Origin of the sequence: Paracoccus indicus (assembly GCF_003056335.1) — a bacterium.
GTDB lineage: Bacteria > Pseudomonadota > Alphaproteobacteria > Rhodobacterales > Rhodobacteraceae > Paracoccus > Paracoccus indicus.
The window spans coordinates 255,118-269,255 of record NZ_PYWA01000002.1 but is presented as its reverse complement, the minus strand read 5'-3'; the positions used below and the strand labels follow the sequence as shown (position 1 = coordinate 269,255).

The following is a 14,138-nucleotide window of genomic DNA, read 5'->3' as shown; positions in this document are numbered from 1 at the left end:
ATGTGCGGAATCATCGGTATCCTTGGGCTGAACGAGGTTTCGCCCCAGCTGGTGGACGGTCTGCGCCGTCTGGAATATCGCGGCTATGACAGCGCGGGGGTCGCCACGGTCGACGCCAATGGACGGCTGGATCGCCGCCGCGCGGTGGGCAAGCTGGTCAACCTGTCGGACAAGCTGGTCCATGAACCCCTGACCGGCCATTCCGGCATCGGCCACACCCGTTGGGCCACCCATGGCGCCGCGACCGAGGAAAACGCCCACCCCCACCAGTCGGGCCGCGTCGCCGTCGTCCACAACGGCATCATCGAGAATTTCCGCGACCTGCGCGCCGATCTGGCCGAACTGGGCATTCAGCCGCAATCCCAGACCGATACGGAAACCGTGGCTTTGTGGACGGCCCATTGCATGGATCAGGGCATGTCGCCCATCGAAGCCGCCCGTGCCACGCTGGCCCGCCTGCAGGGCGCCTTCGCGCTGGCCTTCCTGTTCGACGGAGAGGGCGATCTGATGGTCGCCGCGCGCAAGGGCAGCCCGCTGGCCGTGGGTCACGGCGACGGCCAAATGTTCGTCGGCTCGGATGCGGTGGCGCTGGCCCCCTATACCGACCGCATCACCTACCTCGAGGATGGCGACCATGCCGTCCTGACCCGCGCAGGGGCGCAGATATTCGACGTGGACGGCAACCAGACGCAGCGCCCGCAATCGCGCATCGATGTGGGTGCCACGGCCATCGACAAGGGCGGCTATCGCCACTTCATGGCCAAGGAAATTGCCGAACAGCCCGTCGTCATCGGCGACGTGCTGAACCATTACGTCAAGGGCGACCGGATCGTGCTGCCCGAGGGGCTGGATTTCGCGAACATCGACCGCATCTCGCTGGTCGGTTGCGGCACGGCGCATCTGGCGGGTCATGTGGCGAAATACTGGTTCGAACAACTGGCCGGCCTGCCGGTCGATATCGATGTCGCGTCCGAGTTCCGGTATCGCGAACCGCCGCTGGCCCTCAACAGCTGGTTCATTGCCATCAGCCAGTCGGGCGAAACCGCCGACACGCTGGCGGCGCTGCATTACGCCAAGCCCCATGTCAGCCAGACCATCGGGCTGGTGAACGTCGGCACCTCGGCCATCGCGCGCGACAGCGATTTCGCCCTGCCGACCCTTGCGGGGATCGAGGTCAGCGTGGCCTCATCCAAGGCCTTCACCTGCCAGCTGGCGGTTCTGGGCGTGCTGGCCCTGAAGGCGGCACATGACCGGGGCCGGATCGACGACGCAGGCTTTGCCGCCCATCTGCGCGACCTGCGCTCCATCCCGGGTCTGATGAGCCAAGCGCTGCAGATGTCCGACGAATGCCGGACGCAGGCCGAATGGCTGAGCCAGGCGCGCGACGTGCTCTATCTGGGGCGCGGTTCGCTTTACCCGGTGGCGCTGGAAGGCGCGCTGAAGCTGAAGGAGCTGAGCTATATCCACGCCGAGGGTTATGCCTCGGGTGAACTCAAGCACGGCCCAATCGCGCTGATCGACGGCGACGTGCCGGTGGTGGTGCTGGCACCTTATGACGCGCTCTTCGACAAGACCATTTCCAACATGCAGGAGGTGATGGCCCGCCACGGCCAAATCCTGCTGGTCTCGGACGCGGAAGGCATCAAGGCGGCGGGCGAAGGCGTCACGGCGTCGCTGACCCTGCCCACGGGCGGCGGGGTGTTCCAGCCGATGCTCTATGCGGTGCCGATGCAGTATCTGGCCTATCACACGGCGGTCGCCAAGGGGACCGACGTGGACCAGCCCCGCAACCTCGCGAAGTCGGTCACGGTGGAATAAGCGAAAGGCCCGCCGTGATGGCGGGTCTTTTTCACATGCGGCGGAAGGTGACGTAATGCGGGGGACGACCTTCGCGCAGCGCCTTTTGTTCGTAACGCGTGCTGATCCAGTCATCCCAAGCCTGATCCGTATCGGCGATCATCTCGAAACCGGCAGGGGGCACTTCCTCGCGCGTCTGGCGGATGTAATCTGGGATGTCGCTGGCCACGCGGAAGATGCCGCCCGGACGCATCACGCGCGCCAGCGGGATCATGTGTTCCGGCGTCACGAAGCGGCGGCGGTGGTGACGCGCCTTGGGCCAGGGGTCGGGATACATCAGGAAGGCCCGCTCGATGCAGGCATCGGGCAGCACATCCATCAGGTCGCGCGCATCGCCGGGATGGACGCTGACATTGGTGACGCCCGCCTCGCGGATCTTGCCCAGCAGCATGGCGACGCCGTTGATGAAGGGCTCGCAGCCGATGATGTTGATGTCGGGATAGGTCCTGGCCATGTGGACCATATGCTCACCCCCGCCGAAGCCGACCTCCAGCCAGATGGGGCGGTCGTTGCCGAAGATCGCATGCGGGTCGATCGGCGTGCGGTCCGGGTTTTCCTTGAAGGTCACGTTGCGCGGACGCAGATCGCCCAGATCCTCGGACAGATAGCCCTTCTGGCTGTGGCGCAGCGTCTTGCCGTTCCGGCGGCCATAGAAATTGCGGCGCGGCGGGTTCGGGTCGAAATCGGATGTGGGTTTGTCGCTCATGCAGGGGCAAGTGCCGCAAGCCTGCGTTCCGGTCAAGCCCCGCCGCGAGGCCAGCCCGCGGAAAAAAGGGCGCGCGGTTGCCCGCGCGCCCCTTCGGGATCAGTCGGCCGTCAGGCGGCTGATGATAACGGTGACCTCGGGCTTCTTGCCGATTTCCTCCATCGAGACCTGACGCGCGATCTTGCGGATCGCCTCGTCCATCTTCTCATCGCTGCGGACGGTGCGGGCATCAGCGCGTTCCAGGAACTCGGCGATCTCACCCTCGATATGGCGGGCCAGGTCGGTGCCGCCGCGGGTGGTCTGGTTCAGACCCATCAGCTCGACCCAGGCATCGGGCAGGACGTTGTCGTCCTCGTCCACGATGACGCTGACGATGGCATGGCCGTTCAGCGCCATGCGGATGCGGTCGCGCACGACCCCGTCCATCGCCCCGATCAGGATGTTGCCGTCCAGATACAGGCGACCGGTCTGGACCTGGTCCACGACGCGCAGCTTGTCGCCCGACAGCTCCATCATCTGGCCGTTCACCACCACCTCCGAACGCATGCCCTTGGCGCGGGCCAGCATCATGTGTTCGCGCAGGTGCAGGTGTTCGCCATGCATCGGAATGACGCTCTGCGGCTTGAGGATGTCGTGCATCACCTCGATGTCGGGACGGTTCGCGTGACCCGAGACGTGATAGAGCCCGTCATCCGCGTCATAGACCTCGACCCCGGTCTCGGACAGCGCGTTCATGATGCGACCGACCGACTTTTCATTGCCGGGGATGGTCTTCGAGCTGAAGAGGAAGCTGTCGCCTTCTTTCAGCGACAGGCCCAGGTAGCGGCCCCGAGACAGCTGCGCACTGGCGGCGCGGCGTTCGCCCTGGCTGCCGGTGACGATCAGCATGACCTGGTTGCGCGGCAGCTTGGATGCCTCGTCCGGGCCGATGGTTTCGGGGAAATCCGTCAGGATGCCGCTGTCGAAACCGACGCTGACCATGCGACGCATCGCACGACCCAGCAGGCAAACCTTGCGACCCGAGGCGATGGCGGCATCGGCCAGCGTCTTCAGGCGCGCGATGTTGCTGGCGAAGGTCGTGGCGACCACCATGTTTTTCTGCGCGCCGACCCATTCCATGATCGGCGTGGCGAGAACGGCCTCGGACCGGCCCGGGTGGGTCGAGAAGATGTTGGTGCTGTCGCAGGCCAGAACCTTGATCGGACCGTTCTCGGTCGCGACCTGCTTCCACATGACCGGATCGAAGGCATCGCCCACCACCGGAGTCACATCGACCTTGAAGTCGCCCGTATGGACGATACGGCCCGCGGGCGTGTCGATGATCAGCCCGCTGCTTTCGGGGATCGAGTGGCTGATCGGCGCGAATTGCACCGTGAAGGGACCGACTTCGGTCTTGGCGGGACGCACGTCGACGATGTTCACCGCCTCGGAGGCGGGCAGCCCCATCTCCTCCATCTTCAGGCGGACCAGCGTGCCGGTGAAGCGGCGCGCATAGATCGGGGTCTGCAGACGCCCCCAGAGGTGCCCAAGCGCACCGATGTGATCCTCGTGTCCGTGGGTCACGAAGATCGCGTCAAGCCGGTCCTTGTTCTGTTCCAGCCACGTCAGATCCGGCATGATCAGGTCGATACCCGGGCTTCCGTCCATGTCACCGAAGGTGACGCCCAGATCGACCAGGATCAGTCGTTCCTTGCCGGGCGCACCATAGCCATAAACATAGGCGTTCATGCCGATTTCGCCCGCGCCGCCCAGCGGCAGATAGATCAGGCGCTCAGCCATTGCCCATCTCCTTGTTGTAATCGTGAATAAGACGCAATCCATGCATCGTGAGGTCGTCTTCTATTGCATCGAACAGGTCGAAACCCTGATCGAACAGCGGCGCAAGCCCGCCGGTCGCTATTACTTTCATCGGCCGGTCACGTTCGGCGCGTATCTGGCGCACGATACCTTCGACCAATCCTACGTAACCCCAGAACACGCCCGACTGTATACATGCAACCGTATTCGTGCCGATGACCTTCGCTGGCATCGTCACATCGACATGAGGCAATGATGCCGCACCCATATGCAGGGCTTCAAGCGACAGATTGACGCCGGGCGCGATGACCCCGCCGATATAGGCCCCGTCGACATCAACGACATCGAAGGTGGTCGCGGTTCCGAAATCCACCACGATCAGGTCGGGACCGTGGCGGTCATAGGCGCCCACCGTGTTGACCAGCCGGTCGGGACCGACCGTCGTGCCATGATCCACGCGCGGCGGCACGCGCAGCAGGCAGTCGGGCTTGCCCACCACCAGCGGGCGCGTGTCGAAATAGCGGTTGCACAGGACGCGCAGGTTGAAGACCACCCGCGGCGCCGTCGCGCTGATGATGCAGGCATCGATCCGCAGGTCGAATTTCTGGACCGAGATCAACGTCGAGAGCCAGACGAAATATTCATCCGCCGTCCGCCGGTGATCGGTCCGGATGCGCCAATGCGCTAGGAACTTGCCGCCGTCCCAGATCGAGAAGACCGTGTTGGTATTGCCCGTGTCGATGCACAACAGCATGTCAGGACCCGCTGAAATAGATGTCGGCGGCCGGGATCACGTGACGGCCTCGGGGGCCGGTCAGGATCAGCGCGCCGGTGTCGTCGATGCCGTCGAAACGGCCGGTGGTTTCGGTGGCGCCGGTGCGGGCGACGATCGTCTCGCCCAGCTTGGCGGCGCGGGCCATCCAGGCGTTGCGGATCGGGGCAAAGCCAAAGGTCCGCAACTGGCGATGCCAGGCGTCGAACTGGCAGGCCAAGGCGTTCAGGACATCCTCGGGGGTGACCTCCAGCCCGGTCTCGCCCAGCAGGCTGACGGGGCGGGTGGCGGTCGGTTCGACCTGGGCCGGATCGGGTGCCGCCGCCAGATTGATGCCGATCCCGATGGCCAGGGTCGCCACCTGCCCTGCCGCGCCACTGCTTTCCAGCAGGATGCCCGACAGTTTGCCACCGTTGAGCAGCACGTCATTGGGCCATTTCAGCGCCACGTTCAGCGACGGCCCGCACAGATCGCGCAGCGCGTCATGGACCGAGAGCGCCGCCACGAAGGACAAACGCGCCGCATCGGCAGGTCCACCTTCGGGGCGCAGCGCCAGGGTCGCGGCGAAATTCCCCGGGGGATCGGTCCAGGCGCGACCGCGACGGCCCCGCCCCGCCTCTTGCCTGTGGGCAAAGATCCAGGCCGGCCCGCTGAGTGAGGGGGCCAGCCGGAACGCTTCGGCATTGGTGCTGTCAACACGGTCCAGGACGTGGCGCGCCACGCCCTGCGGCCAGTTGGCCGGTTCGTCATTATTGACCCGCAATGGGGGCGACCGTGTCATTGACCAGCGATTGCGCCGCCGTGGCGGCAGCCTCGTCGATGCCCAGCATCGTCACCGCGCCCAGCAGCAGCGCCGCCGCCGGAACCACCAGGGCCGCATACTGCACCATGCCCATCCGGCTGGTCACCGGTTCGACCTCGGAGCCGAAGAACATGTAATAGACGATCCGCAGGTAGTAGAAGGCACCGACAACCGAGGCGATCACACCGATCACGGCCAGCCAGGACATGCCGCCATCGACTGCCGCCGTCAGAACGCCGTATTTGGCAAAGAAGCCCAGGAAGGGCGGCACGCCGGCCAGGCTGAACATCAGGAACAGCACGGCAAAGCTTTTCAGCGGCTCGGCCTGGGCAAAGCGGTTCAGGCTCTGCATGTCGGTGATCGGCTGACCGTCACGTTCCAGCGACAGGATGAAGGCGAAGGTCCCCACGTTCATCAGCGCATAGATCGCCATATAAAGCAGCATCGCCTGAACGCCATAGGCCGTCCCCGCAGCCAAACCGACAAGGGCAAAGCCCATATGCGCGATCGAGGAATAGGCCATCAGGCGCTTGATGTTCGTCTGACCGATGCCGGCGATCGAGCCGAGCAGCATCGACAGAACCGCAAGGACCGCGATGATCTGGCTCCAGTCGGTGATGACATTGCCGAAGGCGTCGAAGACCAGGCGGCCGATCAGCGCCATGGCAGCAACCTTGGGCGCGGTGGCGAAGAAGGCCGTGACCGGCGAGGGCGAGCCTTCATAGACGTCGGGCGTCCACATGTGGAAGGGCACGGCCGAAACCTTGAACGCCAGACCCACCAGCAGGAAGACCAGACCGAACAGCAGCCCCATCGGCATGACGTCCGCGTTCACCGCCTGGATGATGCCCGCGAAACCGGTTGTCCCGGCAAAGCCATAGACCAGCGAGGTGCCGTAAAGCAGCAGGCCCGAGCTGAGCGCGCCCAGCACGAAATACTTGAGCCCCGCCTCGGACGACTTGACGCTTTCGCGGCGCATGGCGGCGACGACGTAAAGCGCCAGCGATTGCAGCTCCAGCCCCATGTAGAGCGACAGAAGATCGCCCGCCGAGACCATCACCATCATGCCGACGGTCGCCAGCACGATCAGGATGGGGTACTCGAAACGCATCAGCCCATGGCGATCCATGTAGTCGGCGCTCATCGCCAGGACGGCGGCACCGGACAGCAGGATCGTGACCTTCGCAAAGCGCGCGAAGGCGTCGTCGATGAACATTCCGAAGAATGCCGTCTGTTCGGGCCGGTCGGCCATGCCGACGAAAAGACCGGCCACCAGCAGGGCCAGCACGCTGGCCCAGAGGATCGGTCGGGCGATCTTGTCCTGTCCGAAATAGGCCCCCGCCATCAGCGCCGCCAGCGCATAGATGGCAAGCCAGAGTTCGGGCAGGATGGTCGAGATATCGAGCGCGTTCATCTGGCTTTCCTCAATGGCTGACGGTGGCCGAAGCCATGTCGTCGGTGGCCGCCTCTTCGGGCAGCGCGTCGTTTACATTCACCAGCATCGCCTGGACCGCAGGTCCGGTGATGTCGGTCACAAGGCGCGGATAGACGCCCAGGATCAGGGTCATGGCGATCAACGGTGCGAAGATCCACTTCTCGCGCGGGGTCATGTCGGTGATCATCCGCAAGCTTTCCTTGATCAGCGCGCCCATAGTGACGCGGCGATAAAGCCACAGCGCATAGGCCGCCGACAGGATGACGCCGGTCGCGGCGACGAAGGCCACCCAGGTGTTCGCGTGGAAGGCACCCATCAGCGTCAGGAATTCGCCCACGAAGCCCGAGGTTCCCGGCAGGCCGACGTTCGCCATGGTGAAGAACATGAAGATCAGCGCATAGACCGGCATCCGGTTGACCAGCCCGCCATAGGCGTCGATCTCACGCGTGTGCATGCGGTCGTAGATCACGCCTACGCCCAGGAACAGTGCGCCCGAAATGAAGCCGTGCGACAGCATCTGGAAGATCGCGCCATCGACACCCTGCTGGTTCGCCGCGAAGATGCCCATGGTCACGTAACCCATATGCGCGACGGACGAATAGGCGATCAGCTTCTTCATGTCCGACTGCGCCAGCGCCACCAGCGAGGTATAGACGATGGCGATGGCGGACATCCACAGGACCAGACCCTGCAGCTGATCGGCCGCGACCGGGAACATCGGCAGGCTGAAGCGCAGGAAGCCATAGCCGCCCATCTTCAGCAGCACCGCGGCCAGCACGACCGAACCAGCGGTCGGCGCCTGCACGTGCGCATCGGGCAGCCAAGTGTGGACCGGCCACATCGGCATCTTGACTGCAAAGCTGGCGAAGAAGGCCAGGAACAGCAGCGTTTGCACGCCACCCACGACGGTAAAGCCCAGGACGCGGGTGGTCTCGGACGGGAAGTCGAAGGCCAGCAGCTGTACGATGTCGGTGGTTCCCGCCATGCGCGCCATGGCGATCATCGCCACCAGCATCAGGACCGAGCCGATGAAGGTATAGAGGAAGAACTTGAACGCCGCATAGATGCGGTTGGCGCCGCCCCAGATGCCGATGATCAGGAACATCGGGATCAGGCCCGCCTCGAAGAACAGGTAGAACAGGATCAGGTCAAGCGCCGTGAAGACGCCGATCATCAGCCCCTCCAGCACCAGGAAGGCGATCATGTATTCCTTGACGCGGGTGTTCACTTCCCAGGTCGAGAGGATCGTCAGCGGCATCAGGAAGGTCGTCAGCATCACGAAAAGGATCGAGATGCCGTCCACGCCCATCTTGTAGCGCAGGCCCATGATCCAGGCGTGATCCTCGACGAACTGGAAGCCCGTGTCAGCCGGGTTGAAGCCCGCCAGAAGGAACAGTGACACCAGGAAGGTGGCGCTGGTCGCGATCAGGGCCAGCCACTTGGCATTCTTCTGCGCGGCGGCGTCGTCGCCCCGCAGGAACAGCGCCAGGATCCCCGCTGCGACGATCGGCAGGAAGGTGATGATTGAAAGAAGGTTCGTCATGTTATTGCGCGCCCCGCAGCATCACCCAGATCAGCAAGCCCACGATGCCGATGACCATCGCGAAGGCATAGTGGAACAGATAGCCGGACTGAACGCGCCCGGCGAAGCGGGTCATCCGGGGAATGATTCCCATGGCGACCCCGTTGATGGCGCCGTCGATAACGGCTCCGTCACCCGCCGTCCACAGCTTGGCACCGATCCAGCGGGCCGGACGGACGAAGACGGCGTTGTAGATTTCGTCGAAATACCACTTGTTCAGCAGGAACTGATACAGCCCCGACTGCTGTGCGGCCAGCTTGGCAGGCGCGCCGGGGTTGCGGATATACATCAGCCAAGCAAGACCCAGACCGGCCAGCATGGCGATGAAGGGCGAAACCTTGACCCATGCCGGAACGCCGTGCGCCTCGTGCATCACGTGGTTGTCGGGATGCATGTAGATCGCCCCCTGCCCCACGGTTGCGGGATCGACGACGGTCGCATGCTCCTCGCCCTCGGGAGCGGCATGGTCGTCGGCGGCGGCGTGATCCTCGGGCTCGGCATGGCCGGCCTCGACCTCGCCATGACCGCCGCCGTGGCTTGCGGCCACTTCGGGCATCCCGAAGAACTTCTGGACGCCCTCGGTCTCGAAGAAGCTGTTGTACCAAACCATCCCCGAGAAGATCGCGCCAAGCGCCAGAACGCCAAGCGGGATGGTCATGACCCGCGGGCTTTCATGGGCGTGGTCATGCGCATGATGATCGCCGCGCGGCTTGCCGAAGAAGGTCAGGAACATCAGGCGCCAGCTGTAGAAGCTGGTGAAGGCGGCGGCGATGACCAGCATCCAGAAGGCATAGCCCGAGCCCGAAGCATAGGCGCTCTCAATCACGGCATCCTTGGACAGGAAGCCCGCGAAGCCGATATGGGTCAGCGGAATGCCGACGCCGGTGATCGCCATCGTGCCGATCATCATCGCCCAGAAGGTCAGCGGGATCTTCTTCCGCAACCCGCCGTAATTGCGCATGTCCTGTTCGTGGTGCATCGCGTGGATGACCGAACCGGCGCCCAGGAACAGCATGGCCTTGAAGAAGGCATGGGTCAGCAGGTGGAACATGGCGACCGAATAGACGCCGACGCCCGCCGCCACGAACATGTAGCCCAGCTGCGAACAGGTCGAATAGGCGATGACGCGCTTGATGTCGTTCTGGACCAGACCCACCGTCGCGGCAAAGAAGGCAGTCGAGGCGCCGATGATCACGATGAACATCTTGGCCTCGGGCGCGAATTCATAAAGCGGCGACATGCGGCAGACCAGGAAGACACCGGCGGTGACCATGGTTGCGGCGTGGATCAGGGCCGACACGGGCGTCGGCCCTTCCATCGCGTCGGGCAGCCAGGTGTGCAGGAACAGCTGGGCCGATTTGCCCATCGCGCCGATGAACAGCAGGACGGCCAGCAGGTTCGCGGCATTCCACTCGGTCCACAGGAAGGTGATCTGGCTTTCGGCCAGCATCGGCACCTGGGCGAACAGCTCGTCGAACTGGATCGTGCCGGTCATCCACCACAGGCCGAAGATGCCCAGCAGGAAGCCGAAATCGCCGACGCGGTTGACGATGAAGGCCTTCATGGCGGCGGCACCGGCCGACTGCTTCTTGAAGTAGAAACCGATCAGCAGATAGGAGGCGACGCCCACGCCCTCCCACCCGAAGAACATCTGCAGCAGGTTGTCCGAGGTCACCAGCATCAGCATGGCGAAGGTGAAGAACGAGAGATAGGCGAAGAAGCGGGCGCGATAAGGCTCGTCGTCGCTGAAATTCTCGTCATGGGCCATGTAGCCGAAACTGTAGAGGTGAACCAGCGCCGAGACTGAGGTGATCACGATCAGCATGATCGCCGTCAGGCGGTCCAGGCGGATGCCCCATTGGCTGGTGAAATCGCCCGAGACGATCCAGTCCATGACCGGAAGATGCTGCAACTGGCCGTCGAAGGTCAGGAAGACGACCCAGCTGAGGGCGGCAGCGGCGAAAAGGATGCCGGTCGTCAGGACCTGCGCCCCGCGTTCGCCGATCAGGCGCCAGCCGAAGCCCGCGATCAGCGCACCCAGAAAGGGCGCAAAGAGGATGAATTGCGGCATGTTCCCTTATCCCTTCATCACGTTGACATCTTCCACCGCGATCGTGCCGCGGTTGCGGAAGAAGACGACCAGGATCGCCAGACCGATGGCAGCCTCGGCTGCGGCGACGGTCAGGATGAACATGGTGAAGATCTGGCCGCCAAGATCGCCCAGATGGGCCGAGAAGGCGACGAAGTTGATATTGACCGCCAGCAGCATCAGCTCGATCGACATCAGGATGACGATGACATTCTTGCGGTTCACGAAGATGCCGAAGATCCCGGCGACGAACAAGATCGCCCCCACGACAAGGTAATGTGTCAATCCGATCATCTTTTCAGTCCCTCCGGGTTCTCGCACCCGTTGAAATTCCCTTGGCCGGGGGCGCGATGCGCCCCCAACTTACAGCCCCTGACCGGGCTTGACGTCGCGCAGCTGCATCGCCTTGGCAGGATCGCGATGCATCTGGTGGATCACGTTCTGACGCTTGATGTCGCGGCGGTGACGCATCGTCAACGTGATTGCGCCGATCATGGCGACCAGCAGGATCAACCCCGAGATCTGGAACGGCAGCAGGTAGCGGTCGTACATGACCGTGCCGATCAGATTGGTGTTCTTGGGCGCACCCTCGATCGGAACGGCGCGCAGAAGGGCCGATTGATCAGCGCTTTCCCAGCCACCGAAAGCCACGGCCAGCTGCGCCAGAAGCACCAGCGCGATCAGACCGGCCAGCGGCAGGTATCGGGCCAGCTCGCCCTTCAGTTCGGCGAAGTCGACGTCCAGCATCATCACGACGAAAAGGAACAGCACCGCGACCGCGCCGACATAGACGATGATCAGCAGCATCGCGACGAATTCGGCGCCCAGCAGGATGAACAGACCCGCCGCCGACAGGAAGGCCAGGATCAGCCACAGGACCGAATGGACCGGGTTGCGCGACAGCACCACCATGAAGCCCGCGGTGCAGACCGAGATGGCGAAAAGGTAAAAGGCAAAGGTCATCATTCCGGGCTGCTCCCTTCGGATTCGGTAAAGACGCCCTGGGCGATCTCCAGCGCCTTCTGCATCGCGGGGAGGCCGCCGAACATCCCCATCTGATAGATCACCTCGGCGATCTCGCGCGGGGTGGCGCCGGCCTCCATCGCGTGGCGGATGGTCAGGCGCAGCTGCGGCTCGGCCAACGCGCCCTGCACGGTCATGGCGGCGATGGTGACAAGCATCCGCGTCTTGGCATCCAGACCGTCACGGTTGAAGGTCTTGCCGAACCACATCTCCAGCATGTCCGCAGGCATGGTCGGGAACATCTTCTCGAATGCCTTGGGATTGAAATGCTCCACCGCGGGGTTGAAGGCCCGCGCCATTTCCTGCCCTTGGGACATCATCTGCTGGAACATCTTCTGGAATGCGTCGGTCATCGGTAGGGTGCATCCATGGCAAGGTTGCGGGCAATCTCGGCTTCCCAACGGGCGCCGTTGTCCAGCAGCTTTTCCTTGTCGTAGAACAGCTCTTCGCGGGTTTCGGTCGCGAACTCGAAGTTCGGACCCTCCACGATGGCGTCCACGGGGCAGGCCTCTTGGCAGAAGCCGCAATAGATGCACTTGGTCATGTCGATGTCATAGCGCGTCGTGCGCCGCGAACCGTCGTCGCGCGGTTCGGCATCGATGGTGATGGCCTGCGCGGGGCAGACGGCCTCGCACAGCTTGCAGGCGATGCAGCGTTCCTCGCCGTTGGGATAGCGGCGCAGGGCGTGTTCACCGCGGAACCGCGGCGACAGCGGGCCCTTTTCATGCGGATAGTTCAACGTCGCCTTGGGCGCGAAGAAATAGCGCATGCCAAGACCGAAGCCCTTCAGGAAGTCCACCATCAGGAAATACTTGGTGGCGCGTGCGATGTCGAAAGCCATCAGAACTGCTCTCCTTGCTTGGGTGCGGCGAAGCGGTCGAAGGCCGCCACGTAATCGCGCACCCTGGCGCTGTCATGGGCCTGTTCGGCCGTGTCCAGATTGTTGGCCAGGAAATGGGCGAACTCTGCCTTGTCCTGTTCGCTGGCGCGAGCCAGCATGTCGGCGATCTTGTTGGAATTGGCCATGATCACATCCCTGCCCAACGGGCCCAGAAACCACCCAGAACCTCGAACCGTGCCAGGAAGGCGACGATCACGACCCAGGCCAGCGACAGCGGCAGGAAGACCTTCCAACCGATCCGCATCAGCTGGTCATAGCGATAGCGCGGGACCAGTGCCTTCACCATCGCGAACATGAAGAACCAGAAGACCATCTTCAGGAACATCCACAGCGCACCGTCCGGAATGCCGGGGATGGGCGACAGCCAGCCACCGAAGAACAGCAGGCTGATCAGCGCGCACATCAGCCACATGGCGATGTATTCACCGGCCATGAACAGCAGGTAGGGCGTCGAGGAATATTCGACCATGAAGCCCGCGACCAGTTCCGATTCCGCCTCGGGCAGGTCGAAGGGCGGGCGGTTGGTTTCGGCCAGGGCGCTGACGAAGAACAGCACGACCATCGGCAGGTGGGGCAGCCAGTACCAGGACAGCAGTCCCGCGCCGCGCTGCGCCTCGACGATGGCGGTCAGGTTCATCGAGCCGGTCGAGATGATCACCCCGATGATGATCAGACCCAGGCTGACCTCGTAGGAGATCATCTGCGCCGCCGAACGAAGCGACCCCAGGAAGGGATACTTCGAGTTCGAGGCCCAGCCCCCCATGATCACGCCGTAAACCTCGAGCGAGGAGACCGCGAAGATGAAGAGGATACCGACGTTGATGTCGGCCATCACCCATCCCGGCGCGAAGGGGATCGCCACGAAGGCCAGCAGGGCCAGCATCATCGACAGGAAGGGCGCAAGGAAGAAGACGAATTTGTCCGAACCCGCCGGAATGACGATTTCCTTGACCACGAATTTCAACGCATCCGCGAATGTCTGCAGGATGCCCCAGGGGCCGACCACGTTCGGGCCGCGCCGCATCTGCACGGCGGCCCAGATCTTGCGGTCGCCATAGACCATGTAGACCAGCGACAGCATCACGAATGCGATGACCGCCAGACCCTGCGCCAGCAGGATGATCGCGATGCCCCAGGAAGATGTCCAAAAATCAGCCATGATGCCTGTTCCTCT

14 protein-coding genes are annotated in these 14,138 nt (G+C 63.5%); 1 reads left to right on the top strand and 13 read right to left on the bottom strand.

Going from position 1 to position 14,138, the window contains the following annotated elements:
- On the top strand, positions 1–1,818 hold the full coding sequence (glmS, locus tag DDE75_RS04230; RefSeq protein WP_108501137.1) for a glutamine--fructose-6-phosphate transaminase (isomerizing): 1,818 nt from the start codon (positions 1–3) through the stop codon (positions 1,816–1,818).
- 31 nt (positions 1,819–1,849) lie between these two features.
- Here glmS and trmB read toward each other — a convergent pair whose 3' ends face one another.
- The 13 genes from trmB to nuoH form a co-directional block, all read right to left on the bottom strand.
- The gene (gene trmB / locus DDE75_RS04225) at positions 1,850–2,563 is read right to left on the bottom strand and encodes a tRNA (guanosine(46)-N7)-methyltransferase TrmB (protein ID WP_108501136.1); all 714 of its coding nucleotides are present in this window, start codon (positions 2,561–2,563) and stop codon (positions 1,850–1,852) included.
- Between the two features lie 99 nt (positions 2,564–2,662).
- The gene (locus DDE75_RS04220) at positions 2,663–4,342 is read right to left on the bottom strand and encodes a ribonuclease J (protein ID WP_108501135.1); all 1,680 of its coding nucleotides are present in this window, start codon (positions 4,340–4,342) and stop codon (positions 2,663–2,665) included.
- Positions 4,335–5,114 (bottom strand): type III pantothenate kinase, encoded by a 780-nt coding sequence (locus DDE75_RS04215; protein ID WP_108501134.1) that lies wholly within the window; start codon positions 5,112–5,114, stop codon positions 4,335–4,337. The genes DDE75_RS04220 and DDE75_RS04215 overlap by 8 nt, the downstream gene beginning before the upstream one ends.
- Before the next feature lies 1 nt (position 5,115).
- Positions 5,116–5,913, bottom strand: a complete 798-nt coding sequence (locus DDE75_RS04210) for a biotin--[acetyl-CoA-carboxylase] ligase (protein ID WP_108501133.1) — start codon at positions 5,911–5,913, stop codon at positions 5,116–5,118.
- Entirely contained in the window at positions 5,882–7,348 is a 1,467-nt protein-coding gene (gene nuoN, locus DDE75_RS04205; RefSeq protein ID WP_108501132.1) for an NADH-quinone oxidoreductase subunit NuoN, read from the bottom strand. The genes DDE75_RS04210 and nuoN overlap by 32 nt, the downstream gene beginning before the upstream one ends.
- Positions 7,349–7,358: 10 nt before the next feature.
- Positions 7,359–8,912, bottom strand: coding sequence for an NADH-quinone oxidoreductase subunit M (locus DDE75_RS04200; RefSeq protein WP_108501131.1), 1,554 nt, complete (start codon positions 8,910–8,912; stop codon positions 7,359–7,361).
- A 1-nt stretch (position 8,913) separates the two neighbouring features.
- Positions 8,914–11,022, bottom strand: a complete 2,109-nt coding sequence (gene nuoL, locus DDE75_RS04195) for an NADH-quinone oxidoreductase subunit L (RefSeq protein WP_108501130.1) — start codon at positions 11,020–11,022, stop codon at positions 8,914–8,916.
- Positions 11,023–11,028: 6 nt separating this feature from the next.
- Positions 11,029–11,334: an NADH-quinone oxidoreductase subunit NuoK gene (nuoK, locus tag DDE75_RS04190; RefSeq protein ID WP_042248542.1), complete on the bottom strand. Its 306-nt coding sequence runs from the start codon at positions 11,332–11,334 to the stop codon at positions 11,029–11,031.
- A 69-nt stretch (positions 11,335–11,403) separates the two neighbouring features.
- Entirely contained in the window at positions 11,404–12,006 is a 603-nt protein-coding gene (locus DDE75_RS04185; RefSeq protein ID WP_108501129.1) for an NADH-quinone oxidoreductase subunit J, read from the bottom strand.
- Complete coding sequence (locus DDE75_RS04180; RefSeq protein WP_108501128.1) at positions 12,003–12,416, bottom strand: carboxymuconolactone decarboxylase family protein; 414 nt, start codon at positions 12,414–12,416, stop codon at positions 12,003–12,005. Before DDE75_RS04180 ends, DDE75_RS04185 begins: the two co-directional genes overlap by 4 nt.
- Complete coding sequence (gene nuoI, locus DDE75_RS04175; protein WP_108501127.1) at positions 12,413–12,904, bottom strand: NADH-quinone oxidoreductase subunit NuoI; 492 nt, start codon at positions 12,902–12,904, stop codon at positions 12,413–12,415. Before nuoI ends, DDE75_RS04180 begins: the two co-directional genes overlap by 4 nt.
- Positions 12,904–13,089, bottom strand: coding sequence for a hypothetical protein (locus DDE75_RS04170; protein WP_108501126.1), 186 nt, complete (start codon positions 13,087–13,089; stop codon positions 12,904–12,906). Before DDE75_RS04170 ends, nuoI begins: the two co-directional genes overlap by 1 nt.
- 2 nt (positions 13,090–13,091) lie before the next feature.
- On the bottom strand, positions 13,092–14,123 hold the full coding sequence (gene nuoH, locus DDE75_RS04165) for an NADH-quinone oxidoreductase subunit NuoH (RefSeq protein ID WP_108501125.1): 1,032 nt from the start codon (positions 14,121–14,123) through the stop codon (positions 13,092–13,094).
- Between the last annotated feature and the right edge of the window lie 15 nt (positions 14,124–14,138).